A 20708-nucleotide genomic window follows, 5' to 3' on the forward strand; every position below is an offset into this window, starting at 1 on the left:
AGCCCGGTGACCGACGCCGCCGAGGCCCCCGCCGACGACGCCCTCGCGATCGAGACGCGGGGGCTCAGCAAGGCCTTCGGCCGGCAGCGCGCCGTGGCCGACGTCGACCTCGCGGTGCCGCGCGGCAGCGTCTACGGGTTCCTCGGGCCGAACGGCTCGGGCAAGACGACCACCATCCGCATGCTGCTCGGCCTCACCTCCGCGACCGACGGCCAGGCGCGGGTGCTCGGCGAGTCGATGCCCGAGCGGTCGCGCGACGTCCTGCCCCGCGTCGGAGCGCTCGTCGAGGGCCCGGCCTTCTACCCCTTCCTCTCGGGTCGGGCGAACCTCGCCCGCCTCGACTCGGGCGACCGGAGCGCGCCGTCGGCGACCCGCCGGGCCCGCGTCGGCGCCGCGCTCGACCGTGTCGGCCTCGGCCACGCCGCCGACAAGAAGGCCCACGCCTACTCGCTCGGCATGAAGCAGCGCCTCGGCCTCGCCGCCGCCCTGCTCATGCCGCGCGACCTGCTCGTGCTCGACGAGCCGAGCAACGGACTCGACCCGCAGGGCACGCGCGAGGTGCGCGGCCTCATCCGCTCCCTGGCCGACGAGGGCACGACGGTGTTCGTCTCGAGCCACCTCCTCGCCGAGGTCGAGCAGATGTGCACCCACATCGGCGTGATGAGCGCCGGTCGCCTGCTCACGCAGGGCACGCTCGACGACCTGCGAGCCCTCGGCGCCCACCGGGTGCGGCTGCTGACCCCCGACCCCGGGCCTGCCCGCGAGGTGCTCTCGCGCCTCGGCCTCGCGCCCGACCCGGTCGGCGCGGCGCCCGGCACCGGGCCGACGCACGTCGAGGCCGAGCTGCCGCAGCCGGGCCCCTCGCCCGAGTCGATCGTCGCCGCCCTCGTGGCCGCCGACGTGCGCGTGCGCGGCTTCGAGGTCGCCGGTGCCAGCCTGGAGGACCGCTTCGTCGACCTGACCGGGGAGGGCTTCGATGTCGCCGGCTGACGCTCCCGCCCGCCCCGCCCGCCGGGGCAGCGGCCTCGCACTGCTCGGCAGCGAGGTCGCCGTGCTCTTCCGACGCGTGCGCACGATCGCGCTGCTCGCGGCCCTCGCGCTCATCCCCGTGCTGCTCGCCGTCGCCGTGCGCGTCACGACCGACGGGTCGGAGGGCGGCGGCGACGGCCCGGCCTTCCTCGGCGACATCACCCAGAACGGCCTCTTCGTGTCGCTGACGGCGCTCACGGTGGCGATCCCGCTCTTCCTGCCGCTCACCGTGGGCGTGGTCGCCGGCGACACCGTCGCCGGCGAGGCGAGCCTCGGCACCCTGCGCTACCTCCTCGTGACGCCCGTGGGGCGGGTGCGCCTGGTGCTCGTCAAGTACGCCGGGGCGGCCCTCTTCTGCCTGGTGGCCACCCTCGTCGTCGTCGTCTTCGGCGCGATCGCCGGCGCGGCGCTCTTCCCCGTCGGGCCGGTCACCCTGCTCTCGGGGCAGACCATCGGCGTGGGCGACTACGTCGGCCGCCTGCTGCTGATGGCGCTCTACGTGACGATCTCGCTGCTCGGCCTCAGCGCGATCGGCCTCTTCGCGTCGACGCTCACGAGCGTGCCGGTGGGCGCCATGGCCGCGACCATCGTGCTCTCGACCGTGGCCCAGATCGTCGACGCCCTGCCGCAGCTCGACGCCCTCGACCCCTGGCTGTTCACCCACTACTGGCTCGGCTTCGCCGACCTGATGCGCGACCCCGTCTCGTGGGGGAACTTCGCCGACAACGCCCTGCTGCAGGCCGGCTACGTCGCCGTGTTCGGCGCGCTCGCGCTCGGCCGCTTCACCACGAAGGACGTGCTCAGCTGAGCTGAGCCGGTGGGGCACCGCTCAGAGGCCGAGGGCCCCGGTCGGCAGCACGGCGTGGACGCCCCAGGTCTGGTTCGCGACCTGCGTGACGCGGAGGTCGACGACGGCGCTGGCGAAGGCCAGGGCCGTCGCCCGGTCGACGTCGAGCAGCACGGCGAGCCAGGTCACCATCGCGTCGAGCGCGTCGCCGGTCGCGACGTCGAGGTCGGCGTCGAACCCGAAGGTGACGCGCCCGGCCGGGGTCTCGGCGTGGATGCCGTCGAGCGGGCGGTCGTCGACCAGGTCGACCCGCACCTCCGTCGTCATGGGGCACTCCACCGCGGTGCCGCCGACCTCGCCGTCGCCCTGCGCCGCGTGGCCGTCGCCGAGGTAGAGCAGGGCGTCGTCGACCTGCACGGGCAGGTAGAGGACGGAGCCCGCGACGAGCTCGCGGCAGTCGATGTTGCCGCCGGCCGTGGCGCGCGGGGGCGTCGTGGCGTGCTCGCCCGGCTCGGCGGGCGCCACCCCGGTGACGCCGAGGAAGGGCGCCGTCGGGACGGTGAGGCCCCGGCTCTCGGTGGCCGTGCCGGCGTCGGCGTCGATCTCCCACAGCAGCCAGGAGGGCTCGACGTCGGCGAGGCCGAGGCGGGTGGTCACGGGGGTCTCGCGGCCGCCCGCGACCGTCCAGCCCCACTCGCCGGGCCGCAGGTCGACGAAGGTGACGACGAGCACCTGGCCGGGGCGCGCGCCCCGGACGGCCACGGGGCCGGTGAGGGCGTGGCCGCGGGCGGGCTCGAACAGGCGCGGGCGGAGCTCGCCCGGCGTCGTCTGGCGCTCGAGGTGGCCCGAGGCGTCGAGCGAGCCCACGACGACGGTGTCGCCGGGGTCGACCGTGAGCACGGGCCGGTGGTCGCGCGAGTAGACGTCGTTCGTCGTCTCGCGCGTGGGGTCGAGGCGGTGGGCCGTCACGCGGCGCCCTCCCCCGGGACGGGCGCGAGCGCGGGCGTGGGCGTGGCCCGGGCCGAGGCGGCCACCGCCGTCGCCCCGCCGACCGCGGTCGCGCGTGCCGGGACGACGACGGGCGGCGTCGCGCGGAGCTCGTCGACGACCTCCGCCGGGGCCGTCCGGCTGAGGTAGCCGATGCGCGACTCGCGGACGTGCCAGCCCATCAGCTCGGCGGCCCGGTCGGCGTCGCCGGCGTCGATCGCCGAGAGGATGACCCGGTGGTCGGGCCAGAGCCGCTTGCCGCGCGAGAACGTGTCGAGGGCGTAGAGCCACTCGATCTTGCGCGAGAGCTGACGCAGCAGGGTCGCCAGCGTCATGCTGCCGCTCAGCTCGGCCACCCCGATGTGGAACCGCTCGTTGAGCTCGACGAGCCGGTCGAGGTCGCCGACCTCGATCGCGGCGTCGCCGTCGTCGAGCAGCTGCTCGAGGCTGCGTCGCACGCGCTGCCAGTCGTCGGCCGGCTCGTCGCGCGTGAAGAGCTGGCGTGCCCGGGCCGCGGCCCGACGCGCGGTCGAGATCTCGAGGGCCTCCCGCACCGCGAAGAGGTCGTCGGCCTCGTCGACGGGGATCTCGGCGACCCGCGACCCGACGTTCGGCCGTGACTCGACGAACCCCTCCGCCTCGAGGCCGCGCAGGGCCTCGCGCACCGGCACGCGCGACACCCCGTAGCGCTCGGCGAGCGCCGCCTCGGTGATGCGCGTGCCGGGCTGGAGGGCCCCGGCGACGATGTCGGCGCGCACGGCGTCGACGATGCTCAGCACGACGCCGCCGCTCGGGCGTGCGGCGTGGGGTCAGACGGCCAGGCTGGCACCGGGGATCGCTCCTAGGAGGTGGTGGGTGTACTCGTCGGTCGGCGAGAGGAAGACGTCGTCGACGCTGCCCCGCTCGACGATGCGGCCGCGCCGCATCACCACCACACTATGGGCGATCTGCCGCACCACCGCGAGGTCGTGCGTGATGAAGAGGTAGCTCAGGCCCAGGCGCCCCTGCAGCTCGGCGAGCAGCTCGAGGATCTGCTCCTGCACGAGCACGTCGAGGGCCGAGACGGCCTCGTCGCAGATGAGCAGCTCGGGCTCGAGCGCGAGCGCCCGGGCGATCGCCACCCGCTGTCGCTGGCCGCCCGACAGCTCGCCGGGCCGGCTCTGCGCCACCGAGCGGGGCAGGGCGACCTGGTCGAGCAGCTCGGCCACGCGCGCCCGACGCGAGGCGCGGTCGCCGACGCCGAAGACGCGCAGCGGCTCGTCGACCAGCCGCTCCACGCTGTAGGTCGGGTCGAGCGAGCCGTACGGGTCCTGGAAGACGGGCTGCACCCGTCGTCGCAGGGCCCGCCGCGCGGCTCCCCGGCTGGCGGTGATGCCCTCGCCGTCGATCAGCGCGGTGCCCGAGGTCGCCGGCTCGATGCCGAGCACGATGCGCGAGAGCGTCGTCTTGCCCGAGCCCGACTCGCCCACCACCGCGGTCGTGGTGCCCCGCGGCACCTCGAACGAGATGCCGTCGACGGCGCGGACGGTCTCACCACGGCGACCCCGCAGGCGGTACTCCTTGACCAGGTCACGGACCACGAGGATGGGGTCGACCCGCGCCTCCTGCCCCTCCTGGCCCACCGGCTCCTCGGCCCGCAGCGCCGCGGCGGCCGCGACGGTCGGGGCGGCCGCCACCAGGCGCTTCGTGTACTCGTGCTGCGGGTCGAGCAGGATCTGCCGCGGCGTGCCCTGCTCGACGACGCGGCCGTCGAGCATGACGACGATGCGGTCGGTGCGGTCGGCCGCGACGCCGAGGTCGTGCGTGATGAAGAGCAGCGACGTGCCGTGGGCGTCGACCAGGGTCTGCAGGTGGTCGAGGATCTGCCGCTGCACCGTGACGTCGAGCGCGCTGGTCGGCTCGTCGGCGATCAGCAGCTCGGGGTCGCGGGCCAGGGCCACCGCGATCAGCACGCGCTGGCGCATGCCGCCCGAGAACTCGTGCGGGTACTGCCCCGACCGGCGCTCGGCGTCGGGGATGCCCGCCTCGGTCATCAGCTCGACGACGCGGCGGGCGACCGTGGCCCGGCCGCGCGCTCCCCCGGCGCGGAGGGCGTCGGCGACCTGCGCGCCGACGGTCATCGACGGGTTGAGGTTGGTCGACGGGTCCTGCGGGACGAGGCCGATGCGCGCCCCGCGCACGGAGCGCATGCGCGCCTCGCCCGCCCCGGTCAGCTCGTCGCCGCCGAGGTGCACGCTGCCCCCGGTGACGTGGCCGGCGCCGGGCAGCAGCTGCAGCACCGCGGCGACGACGGTCGACTTCCCCGAGCCGGACTGGCCGACGATGGCGACCCGTTCGCCGCGGGCGACGTCGAGGTCGACGCCGTGCACGACGTCGCGGTCGCCGAACGCGACCCGCAGACCGCGCACGGTGAGCAGCGGCTCGGCGGGCGAGGCGGGCGAGCCCGCGGCGGTGCTCGGGCCCGCGGCGCCGGTCGGGGTGGTCACGCGGTCAGCGTCCTGCGGCATAGGCCTGTGCTCCTCGGGGGTTGGCGGCGGCGCCCAGCACGCCGGTCGCGGGGTCTCGGGTGACGCTCGACAGCCGGCCGAGCGACCAGTCGCCGGCGCGGGTGACGACGTGGCCCCGGCGCTCGAGCTCGGCGATGACGTCGTCGCCGAGGCGGTCCTCGACGACGACGCCGCCGGGCGTCCAGGTGCGGGGCCAGAACGAGCCGGGGAAGGCGGTGGTGTGCAGCGCGGGCGCGTCGATCGCCTGCTGCGGGCTCCAGCCGCCGACGAGGGTGCGCAGCAGCCAGAGCAGCTGCCACTGGTCCTGCTGGTCGCCGCCGGGCGAGCCCAGCGCCGCGACCGGCTGGCCGTCGCGCAGCACGAGCGTCGGCGTCAGCGTGGTGCGGGGGCGGCGACCGGGCTCGAGCGTCGAGGCCGTGCCCTCCTCCAGCCACGACATCTGCAGGCGGCTGCCGAGGCAGAAGCCGAGCTCGGGGATCGTCGGCGACGACTGCAGCCAGCCCCCCGACGGCGTCGCCGAGACGATGTTGCCCCAGCGGTCGACGACGTCGATGTGGCACGTGTCGCCGCGCGTCTCGCCGGTCGGCGCGACGTCGGGCTCGGCGCCCGGCTGGCGGGCGTCGTCGGCGGGCACCGCCGCGAACGAGCCGACGGTGGGCTCGCCGACGCCGCTGGCCGTGGTCTCGTGGTCGGTGCGCAGCGTCGGCAGCCGACCCGCGACTCCTGCCCCTCCGGGGTCGCCCGGCCGCAGCTCGAGCGAGGCTGCCGACCCGATCAGGGCGCGGCGCTCGGCCGCGTACCCGGGCGACAGCAGCCGGTCGAGCGGCACGTCGCGGTCGCCGTACCAGGCCTCGCGGTCGGCCATCGCGAGCTTCTGCGCCTCGATGATCGTGTGCGCGCCGTCGGCGGTCGACGGGTCGAGCAGCTCGTCGGGCAGCGGCTCGAGCATCGCGAGCACCTGCAGCAGCGCCGGGCCCTGGCCCCACGCGCCGGTCTTGGCGACGACGTGGCCGCGGAACTCGACGGTCGCCGCCTCCTCCGTCGAGGCGCGGAAGGCCGCCAGGTCGGAGGCGCGGATCACGCCCGCGTGGTCGCCCCCGGTCGAGTGCCGGTGCGGGGCCCGCACGAACGCGTCGACCGAGCGCGCCACGGGGCCCTCGGCCCACTCGGTGCGCGCGGCGTCGACGCGGGCGCGACGGGCGGCCTCCCCGGCGGCGGGGCCGGAGCCCTCCTCGGCGACCGGCACCGCGCCTCCCGCGCTCACCAGCCCGTCGAGCACCCGGGCGTACGCCTCGTTGGTCACCAGCGAGCCCGGCTCGGGCGGGGCGCCGTCGACGAGCCAGCGGTCGGCCGACGTGGGCCAGTGCTCGGTGAAGAGGTCGGTGACGGCCGCGATCGTCTCGCTGACGCGGGCGGTGAGCGGGTGGCCGTCGCGGGCGTAGCCGATCGCGTAGGCGAGCACGTCGGCGAGCTCCCACGTGCCGTGGTCGCGGAGCAGCAGCAGCCACGCGTCGACGGCGCCGGGCACGGCGGCGGCGAGGGCGCCCGAGCCGGGCACGAGGTCGAGGCCCTCGGCGCGGTAGTGCTCGACCGTCGCGGCGGCGGGCGCGGGGCCCTGCCCCATCAGCACGACGGGGCGGCCGGGCTCGTCGGCGGTCGCGAAGACCGCCGTCATGTCGCCGCCGGGGCCGTTGAGGTGCGGCTCGACGACGTGCAGCACGAAGGCGCCGGCGACGGCGGCGTCGAAGGCGTTGCCGCCGCGCTCGAGCACCGACTGGGCCGAGGCCGTCGCGAGCCAGTGGGTCGAGGCCGTCATGCCGACGGTGCCCCGCAGGTCGGGCCGGGTGGTGAACGCCGGAGGCGCGGTGTAGGTCACGGGGTCAGTTCCGTTCACGGGAGGTCGGGTCGAGGGCGTCGCGGAGCGCGTCGCCGACGAGGTTGAAGCCGAGGCAGATGACGGCGATGGCGAGGCCCGGCACGACGGCGGCGAACGGGGCGTTCGCGAGGTACTGCTGCGCGTCGGAGAGCATGATGCCCAGACTGGCCGTCGGCGGCTGGATGCCGAGCCCCAGGAACGACAGCAGCGCCTCCCCGATCACCGCGACGGGCATGATCACGGTCGCCTGGACGATGATCGCCGAGACGCAGTTCGGCAGCACGTGCGTGAAGATCACGCGGAGCCCGGTGGCGTCCATGGTGCGGGCGCTCAGCACGAAGTCGCTCGAGCGGATGCGCAGGGTCTCGCCGCGGACGACGCGGATCATCGTCGGGATCTGCGCGATGCCCAGGGCCACCACGGCGTTGCCGAGGCTCGGCCCGCTGATGGCGGCGAGCGCCACCGCGATGATGAGGAAGGGGAAGGCGAGCATGACGTCGGTGAGCCGCGAGACGATCGCGTCGAGCCAGCGCCAGTACCCGGCGACGAGGCCGAGCGGGGTGCCGACGACCACCGCGAGCAGCACGCTGAGCACGCCGACGACGAGCGAGACGCGGATGCCGTAGACGGTGCGCGAGAGGATGTCGCGGCCGAGGTCGTCGGTGCCGAGCAGGAACCCGACGGTGCCGGGCAGCTGGAAGGGCGTGTCGAAGTGCACCTCGGCGGGGCCGTAGGGCGCGATCACCGGGGCGAGCACGCCGGCCACGACGACGACGAGCAGCATCACGGCCCCGGTCACGCCGAGCTTGTTGCGCCTCAGCTGGCCCCAGACGCGGCCACGGGCCGAGCCGAGCTCGTGGGTGGTGGGCACGAGGACGGTCATCAGGAGGCTCCTCCGACTCGGATGCGCGGGTTCAGGACGCTGTAGAGCACGTCCACCACGAGGTTGATGAGGATGTAGCCGAGGGTGATGACGAGCACGACGGCCTGCACCACCGGGTAGTCGCGGGTGAAGACCGCGTCGAGGGTGAGCTTGCCGAAGCCCGGCAGCGCGAAGATGCGCTCGGTGACGACGGCGCCCGAGATGAGCCCGCCGAGCTGGAGGCCGACGATCGTCACGACGACGATCATCGAGTTGCGCAGCCCGTAGCGGAGCAGCACGCGGCCGCGGCCGAGGCCCTTCGCCCGGGCGGTGCGGACGTAGTCGGTCGTCATCGTCTCGATCATCGACGCCCGCGTCTGCCGCATGATCACGGCGGCGAGCGACGTGCCGAGGATGAGCGCCGGCAGCGTCAGGTGCACGAGCGCCTGCCACGGGTCGTCGCTGACGGGCACGTAGCCGGAGGCGGGGAAGAGCCCCAGCCCGACGGCCAGCCACAGGATCGCCAGGATCCCGAGCCAGAAGTTCGGCACGCTGAGCCCGACGAGGGCGGCGGCGTTGGCCATCCACTCCGGCCAGCGGCCGCGCCAGCGCTCGGCGACGACGCCCAGGGCGACCCCGACGACGACGGCCACGACGATGGCGTAGAGCGCCAGCCACAGGGTCACCGGCAGGGTCGCCCCGATCAGCTCGGTGACCGGCGTGCCCGTGCGGGTGGACTGCCCGAGGTCGCCGCGGAGGAAGGCGCCGGCGAAGCGCAGGTACTGCACGACGAGCGAGTCGTCGAGCCCGAGGTCGGCGCGGATGGCCGCGACCTGCTCCGGGCTCGCCTCCTCACCCGCGAGGGCGAGGGCCGGGTCGCCCGGCAGCTGCCGCACGCCGAGGAAGACGACGACCGAGGCGAGCACGAGCGTCACAGCCGACTGCCACAGGCGGGTGAGGAGGTAGCGCGTCATGGCTCAGTCGGCCTCGACGAACGCGGCGGTGCTGAGGCGGACGACGCCGTCGGCGTAGGTCGACACCCCGGCGATGTCGTTCGACAGCGCGGTGAGGCTGCGCACGCGGTACAGGTAGATGATCGGGTCGTCCTCCTGCACCTTCTCGACGACCTGGCCGTAGAGCTCGGCGCGCTCGTCGACGTCGGTCGTCGAGGCGGCGTCGCCGAGCAGCTCGTCCACCGCGTCGTCGCTGTAGCCGCTGTAGTTGTTGCCGGCGCCCGTCGACAGGAAGTTGAACATGTTGCCGTTCGGGTCGATGCGGCCCGACCAGCCGAGCTGCAGCGCCTCGAAGTCGCCCTGCGTCTGCACGTCGAGCAGCGTCGAGTACTCGACGGGCGTGATGGTCAGCTCGAAGCCGCCGTCGGCGACCTGCGCCTGCAGAGCCTGGGCGAAGCGGACGGTGTCGGGGTTGTTGCTGACCTGCATGTCGATGGCGAGGGGCGTGTCGACGCCCTCGTCCTCCAGCATCTGCTTCGCGGCCTCGGGGTCGTAGTCGGGGCAGGCGTCGCTCGCGTCGGTGGCGAAGGGGCTGCTGGGCGAGATCGGCGAGCAGGCCGGGTCGTAGAGGCCGCCGAAGACGGTCTTCACGAGCGCTTCGCGGTCGATCGACATCGAGAGCGCCTGGCGCACGACGGCGTTGCTCGCGAGCGGGGTGTCGATCTGCACCGGCTCGGTGCCGATGCCGTCCTGGTTGCCGATGTTGACGGTGAGGCCCTGGTAGCCGAGCGAGCCGACCTCGAGCACCGTCAGCGAGTCGTCCTCCTTGAGCGTGCCGACGTCCTGGGTCGACATCGAGTCGGCGACCTGCACGTCGCCCGACTGCAGGTTGGCAGCGCGGATGCTCGCGTCGGTGATGATGCGGTACGTGATGGTGTCGAAGTGGGCCGACTCGGCGTCGTAGTAGAGCGGGTCGCGCTCGACGGTGATCGAGGTCTGCGGCACGCGCTCGACGAACTTGTACGGGCCGACGCAGACGGGCGCGTCGCCGAAGGCGTCGCCGGCCGAGGCCAGCGCGGTGGGCGACATGACCATGCCGGCACGGTCGGCGAGGGCGGCCGTCAGCGGAGCGAAGGGCTCGGAGTAGGTGACCTCGACGGTCGAGTCGTCGACCGCGGTGATGCCCGTGATCGGCCCGAGCTCGCTCCGGCGCGACGAGTCGTCCTTGTCGAGCCCGCGCTGCAGGGTCGTGACGACGGCGGCCGCGTCGAGGGGCGTGCCGTCGGCGAAGACCGCGTCGGTGCGCACCGGGAAGGTCACCGTCAGGCCGTCGTCGCTGACCTCGGGCAGCTCGGTCGCGAGCATCGGCACGATCTGGCCCTCCGCGTCGATGTCGTAGAGCTTCTGGCACATCGTCTCCATCACGTAGCGCGTGTAGAGCGACGAGGAGGTGGTGGGGTCGAGCCGGTCGGGCTCGGCCGAGAGGGCCATGACGAGGTCGCCGCCCTCGACGATCGTCGAGTCGCCGATGGGCGCGGTCGACACGTCCTCACGGCTGCCGGCGGACGGGGTGTCGGTGGTCTGGACCTGCTGGCACCCGGTCACCGCGAGGGCGAGACCGAGGGCGGCGGCCGGCAGCGCGAGCGCGCGTCGCCGGGGGAACGAGGTGCGAGGCATGTGTGATCCGATGCTCGAGGGTGCGGGAGGGAGTGGATTGAATGCAATCAGCCGCACAGGCTCGATTTCGTATACAACGCGTTACGACCATGTAAAACGTGCCCCGGACGAGGGGGCGGGAGGCGCGGGTCGGGTCGGGCGGGCCAGGCGGGTCGGGCGGATCAGGCCGTCCCGCGTACGACCATCTCGGTCGGCAGGGTGATCGTCGCCGGCTTCTCGCCCGCGATGACCTGGAGCAGCAGCCGCACCATCTCGGCGCTGATCCGGTCGAACGGCTGCCGCATCGTCGTCAGCGGCGGCTCGGTCTGCGCCGCCACGCTCGAGTCGTCGAAGCCGCCGACGGCGACGTCGTCGGGCACGCGCCGCCCGAGGTCGCGCAGGGCGTCGAGGGCACCCGCGGCCATCCGGTCGTTCGCCGCGAAGACGGCGTCGAGGTCGGGGTGCACCGCGAGCAGCTCGCGCATCGCCGCGTCGCCGCTGGCCCGGCTGTAGTCGCCGTGCGCGACGAGGGTCGGGTCGTACTCGTCGCCGAGCTCGGCCCGGTAGCCGTCGAGGCGGATCAGCCCGCCCGGGGTGTCGGCCGGCCCCGTGATCGTCGCGACGCGGCGCCGCCCCCTCGAGCGCAGGTAGGCGACCATGTCGCGGGCGCCCTGCTCGTCGTCGGCCCCGACGTGCCCGAGCTTCTTCTCGTAGCCGAGCGGGATGCCGCAGGCGATCGCGGGCACGCCCGCCGCGACGACGTCGGCGAGCAGGCGCTGGCCGCTGTGGGCCGAGACGAGCAGCACGCCGTCGACGTGCCCCGCCTGGATGTACGCCACCGCGCGCTCCTGCTCGGCGACCGTGCCGGCCATGATCAGCACGAGCGACTTCTCGGCCGCGGCGAGGGCCGCCGCGGTGCCCTTGAGCAGCGCGGAGAAGTTCGGGTCCTCGAAGAGCTGCTGGTGGTCCTCGGTGAGGAGGAAGGCGACCGAGTCGGTGCGGTTCGTCGCGAGGCTGCGGGCGTGGGGGTTGACGCGGTAGCCGGTCTGCTTGATGGCCCGGTCGACCGCCCCCTTGGCGTCGGGGCTGACCCAGCGGCCGCCGTTGAGCACCCGCGAGACGGTGCCGCGCGAGACGCCGGCCGCGGTCGCGACGTCGTCGATCGTCGGTCGCCGGCCCGTCGCGCTGCTCACGCGGGACAGCCTAGGGGCGACCGCCCCGCCCGCCACGCCCCGCCGCCTACTTGACCGCGCCGGCGGCGAGGTCCACGCGCCAGAAGCGCTGCAGCACCAGGAAGATCGCGATCAGCGGGATGACCGAGAGCAGCGCGCCGGTGATGACGAGCGTGTACAGCGCCGGTGCCGAGGCCCCCTGGTTGAGCAGGCCGTTGAGGCCGACCGTGAGGGGGAAGAGCGAGTCGTCGCCGAGCATGATGTACGGCAGCATGAAGTTGTTCCAGATGGCGACGAACTGGAACAGGAAGATCGTGACGAGCCCGGGCAGCAACATCGGCACGGCGATCTTCGAGAAGATGCCCATCTCGGTGGCGCCCTCGGTGCGGGCCGCCTCGATGACGTCGGTCGGCACGGCCGCCGCGGCGTAGATGCGGGCCAGGTAGATGCCGTAGGGGCTGATGATCTGGGGCAGCAGCACGCCCCAGAACGTGTTGGTCAGGCCGACGTTCGCGAGCAGGAAGTACTGCGGGATCGCGAGGATCACGCCGGGCACCAGAACGCCCATGAGCAGCACGTTGAAGACGACCTTCTTGCCCGGGAACTCGAACTTCGCCAGCACGTAGCCCGAGAGCGCCGACACGTAGGTCGAGGCGATCGCCCCGATGCCCGCGTAGAGCGCGGTGTTGAGCATCCAGCGCCAGAACAGCCCGTCGCGGTACTGCGTCAGCGCGACGACGTTGTCGATCAGGTGGCCGCTCGGGGCCAGGGTGAAGGTCGAGAACAGCTCGCCGCCGTCCTTGGTCGAGGCCATCACGACCCACAGCACGGGGAAGAGGCAGTAGACGGCGCCCATCAGCAGCAGCACGGTCGAGACGACGCTCGGCCGCTCGGCGTGCAGGCGCGGGGCGGAGGGGTCGCGGCGCGGCCGCGCGGGGGCGACGGGGCGGGCGCCGGAGGCGCGGGTCGGGTCGGCCGGGGAGGCCGCGGCCTCGGGGGCGGTGTCGAGGGTGGTCATGGTCAGTCCTCCTGGCCGAAGGCTCGCTTCTGCACGACCCGGAGGAAGAAGAAGGAGACGATGAAGGTGGCGAGGGCGATGACGACCGAGGTCGCCGCCGCGGAGTAGATGTCGTCGCGGGTGAACGCGTCGCGGTAGACGAGCATCAGCGGCGACCAGCTGGTCGAGAGGCTGTTCGTCAGCGGGCGGAGGGTGGTCGGCTCGGCGAAGACCTGCAGCGTCGCGACCATCGAGAACAGGCCCGTCATGACGAGCGCCGGGGCGACCATCGGGATCTTGATGCGCAGGGCGATCTGGACCTCGCTCGCGCCGTCGAGGCGGGCGGCCTCGTAGACGTCGCTCGGCACGGCCCGGAGCGACGTGTAGATGACGATCATGTTGAAGCCGACGCCGCCCCAGAGGGCGATGTTGGCGATCGCGAACAGGACGGTGCCGGAGCCGAGCACGCTGTCGACGTCCCAGCCGAGGCGGTCGAACACCCAGTAGAACGGGCTCACCGCGGGCAGGTACAGGAACCCCCACAGCAGCGAGCTGATCACGGCGGGCACGGCGTAGGGCAGGAAGATCGAGACGCGCGAGAAGGTCACCGCGCGGGTGCGACGGGAGTCGAGCAGCAGGGCGAAGAGCAGCGCGAGGCCGAGCATGCACGGGATGAGCACGACGCCGTAGAGCAGCACGCGCCCGACGCTGGCGCCGAACTCGGGGTCGGTCAGCGTGCCGACGTAGTTCTCGAGGCCGGCGAAGGCCGTGGTCTGGCCGCCCGAGCCGAGGCCGAGCCCGATCACCTGCTTCTTCTGGAAGCTGAGGAAGACCGTGTAGACGATCGGCGCGGCCATGAAGAGGACGAACAGCACGATGCCGGGGGCGAGCATCGCGTAGGGCGTGATCACCCGGCTGCGGACGCTGCCGGGTCGTCGACCGGTCGCCGGTCGGGTGGGGGTGAGCGTGTCGGCCATGCCGGTCCTGGTTCCTCGTGGGGGGGCGGTGCGGGTGCGGGGCGGGAGGGGCGGCCGGGGCCGCCCCTCCCGGGTGGACGGCTACTTGACCGAGAAACCGCTCTTGGTCAGGTCGTCGAGCGTGATCTCCTGCATGGCGTCGACGGCGTCCTCGAACGCGGACTGCGTCCGGGCGTCGGCGGCCTTCGCGAACTCGTCGTTGTAGGCGCTGAAGGCGACGTTGACGTTCGGCCCGTAGGTGAAGGGCTGCACGGCGTCGGAGGACGCCGCGGCGATGTCGTAGAAGTCGGCCTGCTGGCTGAAGAACTCCGGCGGGGTCGTCAGCGCGTCGGACGCCGCGTCGGTGGCGGCCGGGTAGACGCCGGAGATGTCGGCGAGCGCGGCGACGGCCTCGGGGTCGGTGTTCAGCCACGTCGCGAACTCGACCGCCGCCTCCTTCTTGGTCGACTGGGTCGTGACGGCCGTGGTCGAGCCGCCCCAGTTGCCGTCGGTCGGCTCCGAGGCGTCCCACTGCGGCACGGGCGCGGCCGTCCACTTGCCGGCCGTGTCGGGAGCGTTGCCGCTCAGCACGCCGGGGGCCCAGACCGAGCTGATCCAGCCGACCTGCGAGCCGTCGTTGAGGCCGGCGTTCCACTCGGGCGTGTACATCGGCGCGTTGTCGATCGCGCCGCTCTCGACGAGGCCGCCCCAGTACGAGGCGACCTTCTCGGTCGGGTCCTCCGCGATGTCGACGCTCCAGCTCTCGCCGTCGTTGGACCACCAGGAGGCGCCCGCCTGCTGGGCGAGGCCGGCGAACCAGCCGGCGTCGTTCGCCGAGAAGGTGCCGAGGTACTTGGTCGGGTCGGCCGCGTGCAGCGCCTCGGCGACCTGCGCGTACTCGTCCCACGTGGTCGGCACGGAGAGGCCGTACTGCGCGAGGACGTCCTCGCGGTAGTACGCCATCATCGGGCCGGAGTCCTGCGGGATGGCGTACACGCCGTCGCCGCCGAGGGTGACCGACGACCAGGTGCCGGCCGAGAAGTCGCCCTCGAGGTCGCCGGCGCCCTGCTCGCTGATGTCGGCGAGCGCGTCGGAGGCGACGAGCGTCGGGATCTTCTGGTACTCGGCCTGGATGAGGTCGGGCGCGCCGCTGCCGGCCTTGATGGCCGTGAGCAGCTTGGTGATGGCGGGGTCGCCGCCGTCCTGCTTGTTGACCGTGACCTGGATGTCGGGGTTCTGGTCGTTCCAGATGTCGACGACCTTGTCGAGGTTCGGGGCCCAGGCCCAGTAGGTGAGCTCGACGGGGCCGCCGTCGGCGGAGTCCCCGCCGGAGGCGGAGCAGCCGGCGGTGAGCAGAAGTGCGGCCGTGGCGAGGGTGGCGACGCCGAGACGGCGGGATGAGCTGCGCATTCGTCCTCCTTGAGGAAAGCAAGAGCTGGGGTGGGGCGGCGCAGCCGTGCTTCGGAGAACCACGTCGCTGTGCCTGTGAGCGGTTACAGTTATGCACAGCCGAAATGGCTTGTCAACTGTGCGCCAGATGCGGATGACGCACTATTTCGGCGGGGTGACCGTGTGCTAGAACTGGGAGCGCACACAGTCAAAGGAGATCACCGCATGTCACTCGAGCTCGAGACCCCGCCCGCCGCGCAGCCCGGTGAGCAGACCGGCGCCTCGCGCGTCCCCGGCCGTGCGGAGATCCGCTACGGCGGCGACTACAACCCGGAGCAGTGGCCCCGCGAGACCTGGCTCGAGGACATCGCCCTCATGGAGCAGTCGGGCGTCAACCTGGTCAGCGTCGGCATCTTCTCGTGGGCGCTGCTCGAGCCCCGCGAGGGCGAGTACGACTTCACCTTCCTCGACGACATCATCGGCCTGCTGCACGAGGCGGGCATCGACGTCGACCTCGCCACGCCCACGACGGTGCCGCCGGCCTGGTTCTGGGCCGCCTACCCCGAGTCGCACCCCGTCACCCGCGAGGGCACCGTCCTCGGCCGCGGCTCGCGCGGCATGGTCAGCCCGAGCTCGCCCGAGTACCGCCGCGCGGCCACGGCGATCACCGAGCAGCTCGCGAAGCGCTACGGCCAGCACCCGGCCGTCGTCATGTGGCACGTCCACAACGAGTACGGCGCCCCGATCAGCGAGGACTACGGCCCGCACTCGGTCGTCGCCTTCCGTCGGTGGCTGCAGGCGCGCTACGGCACCCTCGACGCCCTCAACGCGGCCTGGGGCACGCTCTTCTGGGGCCAGGTCTACGGCGAGTGGGAGCACATCGACGCCCCGCGCGTCTCGGCGACCGTCGTCAACCAGACGCAGCGCCTCGACTTCGCCCGCTTCACCTCCGACGCCCTGCTCTCGCTCTACGTCGCCGAGCGCGACGTCATCAAGGCGCACTCGCCGGGCCGCCCCGTCACGACCAACTTCATGTCGAGCAACTGCCCGTCGATCGACTACTGGGCCTGGGCCCGCGAGGTCGACGTCGTGGCGAACGACCACTACCTCGTCGCCGAGCGCCCCGACAACCACGTGCTGCTCGCGCTCGACGCCGACCTCACCCGCAGCTTCGCGCAGGGCCGGCCGTGGATGCTCATGGAGCACTCCACCTCCGCCGTCAACTGGCAGCCCCGCAACATCGCCAAGCGCCCGGGCGAGCTGGCCCGCAACAGCCTGTCGCACCTGGGCCGCGGGGCCGACGCGGTGATGTTCTTCCAGTTCCGCGCCTCCCGCTACGGCGCGGAGAAGTTCCACTCGGCGATGCTCCCCCACGCGGGCGCCTCGAGCCGCGTCTGGCAGGAGGTCGTCCGCCTCGGCGGCGACCTCGGCAAGCTGGCGAGCGTCCGCGACAGCCGGGTGGAGGCGCGGGTCGCGATCCTCTGGGACATCGAGTCGTTCTGGGCCCACGACCTCGAGTGGCGCCCCTCCGTCGAGCTCGACCACCGCGAGCGCGTCGTCGCGTACTACACGGCGCTCTGGCAGCTCGGCGTCACCGTCGACTTCCGCCACCCGCACGACGACCTGTCGGGCTACGACCTCGTGCTCGCCCCGTCGCTCTACCTCGTCGACGACCGCTCGACGGAGAACCTGACCGGCTTCGTCCGCGACGGCGGCACCTTCCTGGCGTCGTACTTCTCCGGCGTGGTCGACGAGAACGACGCGGTGCACGAGGGCGGCGCCCCCGGCGCGCTCCGCGAGGTGCTCGGCCTCTCGGTGCCCGAGTTCCTGCCCCTGCACGCCGACGAGCTCGTCTCGCTCGACGACGGCTCGACGGGCGCCGGCTGGTCGGACGACGTCGTGCTCGAGGGCGCGACCGCCGTCGCGAGCTACACGACCGGCCCCGCGGCCGGCGGCGCCGCCGTGACCCGCAACGCCCTCGGCGAGGGCTCGGCCTGGTACGTCTCGACTCGCGTCGAGGGCGGCGACCTCGAGCGTCTCGTGCAGCAGGTGCTGGCCGACGCCGGCGTCGCCGAGCGCGAGGGCCGCGTCGCGGGCGTCGAGGTCGTCGAGCGCCGCTCGGACGACGCGCTGTTCACCTTCTGGCTGAACCACACCGACGCCGAGGTCGCCGTCGTCGCCCCGACCGGCACCGAGCTGCTCACCGGCGAGGCCGTCGACGGCACGGTGACGATCGCCGCCGGCGGCGTCGCCGTGGTCCGCAGCGACCGCCGCTGACGCCCGGCCCGGGTCGCCGCCCACCGGGCGCGGCCCGGGCCCCCTGACCGCACCACCAGCACCGCCGCCGCACCGCCAGCACCGCCAGCACCGCCACCGCACCGCCCGCAGATCGTCAAGGAGGACGACCATGGCTCGACCCGCACCCCACCCCGCCCCCGGCGGCCGACGGAGGGCGCGGCTCGCCCTCACCGGCGGCGTCGCCGTCGCGGTCGTCGCCCTCGGCGGCGGCCTCCTGCCGACGAGCGGGGCCCTGGCCGCGTCGCCGACGGCGGTCGTGAGCGATCCCGGCTTCGAGCAGGGCGCCTCCGGCTGGGTCAGCAAGGGCTCGGGCACGACGTCGCTCGAGGCGGGCGGGCACGACTCCCCCACGCGCCTGACGCACTGGCTGCCCGCCGCCGGCGAGGCGGTCACCACGCAGAAGGTCAAGAAGGTCACGCCGGGCTGGTGGACGTTCAGCGCCTGGGTGAAGAGCGGCGGCGGGCTCGACGCGAGCGCGCTCGAGCTCGCCGGCTGCGGGCAGGGGTCGAGCCGGGCCGTCGCGGCGTCGACCGCGGTGCCCTCGACCGAGGCGGACGACGGCTGGGTGCGCCTCGCGGTCTCGGCCGAGGTCTCGCACAGCCAGTGCACGCTGACCTTCCGCACGACGGGCGCCGCGGGCGCCTGGGCGAGCATCGACGACGTGCAGTTCACGCCCGGCCGCGTCACCCGCGACGTGCGCGGGGCCGACGTGTCGGGCCTGCTGCGCAACGAGGACGAGGGGGCGGTGTACCTCGACGCGGCCGGTCAGCCGGCCGACGCGATCCAGCAGCTCGCCGACCACGGCGCGACGATGGGCCGCCTGAAGGTCTGGGTCGACCCGAGCGACGGCTACAACGACCTCGACGACGTCGTGGCGAGCGCGAAGCGGATCGACGCGGCCGGCATGCAGCTGCTCGTCGACTTCCACTACTCCGACCGCTGGACGGACCCGGGCGCGCAGACGATGCCGAGGGCGTGGCAGGGCTTCACGGCCCCGCAGGTCGCCCAGGCGATCCACGACCACACCCGGGCGGTGCTCGACGCGCTGGCCGCCGAGGGCATCACCGCCGACGCCGTCCAGGTCGGCAACGAGATCAACCCCGGCATGGTCTGGCCGCTCGGCCAGACCTGGGACGTCGACCCGACCGACGGCGTGACGGGCGCCCAGTGGGAGAACCTCGCGAGCTTCCTCACCGCGGGGGCCACGGCCGTCCGCGAGGTGTCGCCCGAGACGAAGGTCGTGCTGCACCTGACCAACATCAACGCCGGCGTCGACGGCCTCACCTGGTGGTTCGACGAGGTCAGCGCGCGCGGGGTGCCGTTCGACCTGATCGGCCTCTCGTACTACTCGTACTGGCACGGCAGCCTCGCCGACCTGCAGGGCGCCGTCAGCACCCTGTCGGAGCGCTACGACCGCGACGTGCTGATCGTCGAGACCTCCTACCCGTGGACCCTCGCCGACGACCCCGACCACGTGTGGGAGAACGTCGTCGCGCAGGCCTCGATGCTGACCCCCGGCTACCCGGCGACCCCCGAGGGCCAGGCGGCGAACTTCCGCGCCGTGCAGGACGTCGTGGCCGCCGCCCCGGGCGGCCGCGGCATCGGCGTCGTCGCGTGGGAGCCCACCTGGACGGCCGTCGACGGCGCCGGCTGGGACCCTGACGACCCGACCTCCGGCAACGCGTGGGAGAACCAGGCCATGTGGGACCACGACGGCCGCCCGCTGCCCGCGCTCGACGAGTACGCGGCCGACTAGGCCACAGGGCCGGGCGCAGCCCCGGGGAGGCGCGGTGCCGGTCGGTCGGCACCGCGCCTCCTGCCTGTCCCGGGAGCGCGCGCTCGGCCCCGCCGGGGGCGTCGTGGAGGCGACCCGCACCTCCTGGGGGCATGATCGTGGGTGGACCCCCGACCGGATTGGACACGCCTCCGTGAGCACCAGCGACGAAGTCGACCTGATCATCGACGCGTGGGCGCGCGTGCGCCCCGACATCGACTTCGCGGCGCTCGACGTCTTCTCGCGGCTGCGGCGCGTGTCGCGGCGCCTCGACCGCGTGCGCTCCGAGGCGTTCAGCCACTCCGGCCTCGAGATCTGGGAGTTCGACGTGCTCTCGACGCTCCGCCGCGCGGGCGAGCCGTTCGAGCTCAGCCCGAAGGAGCTGGTCGCCGCGACCATGGTCACGAGCGGCACGATGACGAACCGCCTCGACCGCCTGGTCGAGCGTCGGCTCGTCGAGCGCCGGGCCGACCCGCGCGACGGCCGCGCCGCCCGCATCTGCATCACCCCGGCCGGCATCGAGCGCGTCGACGCGGCCATGCTCGACCTGCTCGCCGCGGAGGAGTCGCCGCTCAGCTCGCTCGACCGCGCCCAGCAGGCGCAGCTCGCCGACCTCCTCCGGGTGCTCGGCGCCGAGTTCCCCAGCTAGGCCCCGCTCGCGGCGACCTGCCGGGCGGCGCTCAGAACGCCGTGCTCGGCAGGTCCTTCTCGCCGTCGGCGATCGCCTGCACGATGCGGGCCGCGACCGCGTCGGGGTCGAGCGCCGCGCCGAACGCCGGGGCGCTGCCCGCGATCGGGTGCTCGGAGAGGGCGGTGCCGGTGTGGCCCGGCCGCGCGTCGACCAGGCGGACGCCGCGGCGCCGGAACTCCCGGGAGGCGGCGCCCACGTACGCGGCGAGGCCCGCCTTGGCCGCGGAGTACGCGGCCATGCCCGCGGTCGGCGACTCGGCCACGACGCCGCTGATCGTCACCACGAAGGGGTCGCGGCCCTCCGCGGCCGACGCGGCCAGCGCCTCCGCGCCGTCGCGCAGCAGTCGGATCGGCGCGAGCAGGTTCGTGTCGACCAGCTCGGCGAGGGTGTCGTCGGCGACGGCGTCGGCCGGCCCGAAGGCGACGACCCCGGCCGCGACCACGATGCCGTCGAGGCGCCCGTGGGCCTGGAGGGCCGCGGCGACCAGCGAGGCCGCCCCGGTCGGCTCGCGGAGGTCGGCGACGTAGGCGCCCGGGCCCTGGAGGCTGCCGCCGGCCCGGCCGGCGCGCACCACGACGGCCCCCCGCTCGGTGAGCTGGGCGGCGAGGCGCGAGCCCAGCCCGCCCGAGGCTCCGGTCACCAGGACGACGGCACCACGCAGTTCGGTCATGCGGCGGAGCGTACCCGCGGCGGCTGGGCCCGCCGCCGGGCCGCCGATGAACCGCGTTCCGTGCGGTGAACCGCAGTGGAGTGCGGTTCACCGCACGGAACGCG

At 73.8% G+C, this 20708-nt stretch carries 17 protein-coding genes; 5 read left to right on the plus strand and 12 right to left on the minus strand.

Going from position 1 to position 20708, the window contains the following annotated elements:
• The first annotated feature begins 6 nt into the window (after positions 1-6).
• Together IFT72_RS08250 and IFT72_RS08255 are read left to right on the plus strand one after the other, a co-directional pair.
• The gene (locus tag IFT72_RS08250; protein WP_192046115.1) at positions 7-990 is read left to right on the plus strand and encodes an ATP-binding cassette domain-containing protein; all 984 of its coding nucleotides are present in this window, start codon (positions 7-9) and stop codon (positions 988-990) included.
• Complete coding sequence (locus IFT72_RS08255) at positions 977-1837, plus strand: ABC transporter permease (protein WP_056056599.1); 861 nt, start codon at positions 977-979, stop codon at positions 1835-1837. Before IFT72_RS08250 ends, IFT72_RS08255 begins: the two co-directional genes overlap by 14 nt.
• A 21-nt stretch (positions 1838-1858) precedes the next feature.
• Here the strand turns inward: IFT72_RS08255 and IFT72_RS08260 are convergent, their stop codons facing one another.
• The 11 genes from IFT72_RS08260 to IFT72_RS08310 all read right to left on the minus strand — a co-directional run bounded on the left by IFT72_RS08260 (position 1859) and on the right by IFT72_RS08310 (position 15192).
• Positions 1859-2785: an acetamidase/formamidase family protein gene (locus IFT72_RS08260; protein WP_192046116.1), complete on the minus strand. Its 927-nt coding sequence runs from the start codon at positions 2783-2785 to the stop codon at positions 1859-1861.
• A complete protein-coding gene (locus IFT72_RS08265) occupies positions 2782-3582 on the minus strand; it encodes a GntR family transcriptional regulator (protein WP_235491251.1) in 801 nt (266 codons plus the stop codon). Before IFT72_RS08265 ends, IFT72_RS08260 begins: the two co-directional genes overlap by 4 nt.
• A 30-nt stretch (positions 3583-3612) precedes the next feature.
• Positions 3613-5310 (minus strand): ABC transporter ATP-binding protein, encoded by a 1698-nt coding sequence (locus tag IFT72_RS08270; protein WP_192046117.1) that lies wholly within the window; start codon positions 5308-5310, stop codon positions 3613-3615.
• A complete protein-coding gene (locus IFT72_RS08275; protein WP_371741250.1) occupies positions 5294-7186 on the minus strand; it encodes a gamma-glutamyltransferase family protein in 1893 nt (630 codons plus the stop codon). The genes IFT72_RS08270 and IFT72_RS08275 overlap by 17 nt, the downstream gene beginning before the upstream one ends.
• 4 nt (positions 7187-7190) lie before the next feature.
• Complete coding sequence (locus tag IFT72_RS08280; RefSeq protein WP_185233343.1) at positions 7191-8069, minus strand: ABC transporter permease; 879 nt, start codon at positions 8067-8069, stop codon at positions 7191-7193.
• On the minus strand, positions 8069-9022 hold the full coding sequence (locus IFT72_RS08285; RefSeq protein ID WP_056056607.1) for an ABC transporter permease: 954 nt from the start codon (positions 9020-9022) through the stop codon (positions 8069-8071). The genes IFT72_RS08280 and IFT72_RS08285 overlap by 1 nt, the downstream gene beginning before the upstream one ends.
• Positions 9023-9025: 3 nt before the next feature.
• The gene (locus IFT72_RS08290; RefSeq protein WP_192046118.1) at positions 9026-10678 is read right to left on the minus strand and encodes an ABC transporter substrate-binding protein; all 1653 of its coding nucleotides are present in this window, start codon (positions 10676-10678) and stop codon (positions 9026-9028) included.
• A gap of 161 nt (positions 10679-10839) precedes the next feature.
• Entirely contained in the window at positions 10840-11850 is a 1011-nt protein-coding gene (locus IFT72_RS08295; protein ID WP_185233347.1) for a LacI family DNA-binding transcriptional regulator, read from the minus strand.
• A 46-nt stretch (positions 11851-11896) separates the two neighbouring features.
• On the minus strand, positions 11897-12847 hold the full coding sequence (locus tag IFT72_RS08300; protein ID WP_167259793.1) for a carbohydrate ABC transporter permease: 951 nt from the start codon (positions 12845-12847) through the stop codon (positions 11897-11899).
• Between the two features lie 2 nt (positions 12848-12849).
• Entirely contained in the window at positions 12850-13803 is a 954-nt protein-coding gene (locus tag IFT72_RS08305; protein WP_056056614.1) for a carbohydrate ABC transporter permease, read from the minus strand.
• A gap of 81 nt (positions 13804-13884) precedes the next feature.
• Complete coding sequence (locus tag IFT72_RS08310) at positions 13885-15192, minus strand: ABC transporter substrate-binding protein (protein ID WP_056056617.1); 1308 nt, start codon at positions 15190-15192, stop codon at positions 13885-13887.
• Positions 15193-15396: 204 nt separating this feature from the next.
• Between IFT72_RS08310 and IFT72_RS08315 the strand changes: the two genes are divergently transcribed.
• From IFT72_RS08315 to IFT72_RS08325, 3 genes are all read left to right on the plus strand, one after another.
• A complete protein-coding gene (locus IFT72_RS08315; protein WP_185233353.1) occupies positions 15397-17448 on the plus strand; it encodes a beta-galactosidase in 2052 nt (683 codons plus the stop codon).
• A 130-nt stretch (positions 17449-17578) separates the two neighbouring features.
• On the plus strand, positions 17579-19225 hold the full coding sequence (locus tag IFT72_RS08320) for a glycosyl hydrolase 53 family protein (RefSeq protein ID WP_185233355.1): 1647 nt from the start codon (positions 17579-17581) through the stop codon (positions 19223-19225).
• Positions 19226-19397: 172 nt separating this feature from the next.
• Complete coding sequence (locus IFT72_RS08325; protein ID WP_056056623.1) at positions 19398-19892, plus strand: MarR family winged helix-turn-helix transcriptional regulator; 495 nt, start codon at positions 19398-19400, stop codon at positions 19890-19892.
• Between the two features lie 31 nt (positions 19893-19923).
• Here the strand turns inward: IFT72_RS08325 and IFT72_RS08330 are convergent, their stop codons facing one another.
• Positions 19924-20604 (minus strand): SDR family oxidoreductase, encoded by a 681-nt coding sequence (locus tag IFT72_RS08330; protein WP_192046119.1) that lies wholly within the window; start codon positions 20602-20604, stop codon positions 19924-19926.
• Between the last annotated feature and the right edge of the window lie 104 nt (positions 20605-20708).

Origin of the sequence: Frigoribacterium sp. CFBP 8754 (assembly GCF_014841815.1) — a bacterium.
Lineage (GTDB): Bacteria > Actinomycetota > Actinomycetes > Actinomycetales > Microbacteriaceae > Frigoribacterium > Frigoribacterium endophyticum.

What these genes read in the sequence shown, in the direction of transcription:
- IFT72_RS08255 (WP_056056599.1), top strand. Translation starts at nt 977, where the DNA reads ATGTCGCCGGCTGACGCTCCCGCCCGCCCCGCCCGCCGGGGCAGCGGC.
- IFT72_RS08280 (WP_185233343.1), bottom strand. Translation starts at nt 8,069, where the DNA reads ATGACCGTCCTCGTGCCCACCACCCACGAGCTCGGCTCGGCCCGTGGC.
- IFT72_RS08305 (WP_056056614.1), bottom strand. Translation starts at nt 13,803, where the DNA reads ATGGCCGACACGCTCACCCCCACCCGACCGGCGACCGGTCGACGACCC.
- IFT72_RS08315 (WP_185233353.1), top strand. Translation starts at nt 15,397, where the DNA reads ATGTCACTCGAGCTCGAGACCCCGCCCGCCGCGCAGCCCGGTGAGCAG.
- IFT72_RS08300 (WP_167259793.1), bottom strand. Translation starts at nt 12,847, where the DNA reads ATGACCACCCTCGACACCGCCCCCGAGGCCGCGGCCTCCCCGGCCGAC.
- IFT72_RS08320 (WP_185233355.1), top strand. Translation starts at nt 17,579, where the DNA reads ATGGCTCGACCCGCACCCCACCCCGCCCCCGGCGGCCGACGGAGGGCG.
- IFT72_RS08310 (WP_056056617.1), bottom strand. Translation starts at nt 15,192, where the DNA reads ATGCGCAGCTCATCCCGCCGTCTCGGCGTCGCCACCCTCGCCACGGCC.
- IFT72_RS08270 (WP_192046117.1), bottom strand. Translation starts at nt 5,310, where the DNA reads ATGCCGCAGGACGCTGACCGCGTGACCACCCCGACCGGCGCCGCGGGC.
- IFT72_RS08330 (WP_192046119.1), bottom strand. Translation starts at nt 20,604, where the DNA reads ATGACCGAACTGCGTGGTGCCGTCGTCCTGGTGACCGGAGCCTCGGGC.
- IFT72_RS08285 (WP_056056607.1), bottom strand. Translation starts at nt 9,022, where the DNA reads ATGACGCGCTACCTCCTCACCCGCCTGTGGCAGTCGGCTGTGACGCTC.
- IFT72_RS08290 (WP_192046118.1), bottom strand. Translation starts at nt 10,678, where the DNA reads ATGCCTCGCACCTCGTTCCCCCGGCGACGCGCGCTCGCGCTGCCGGCC.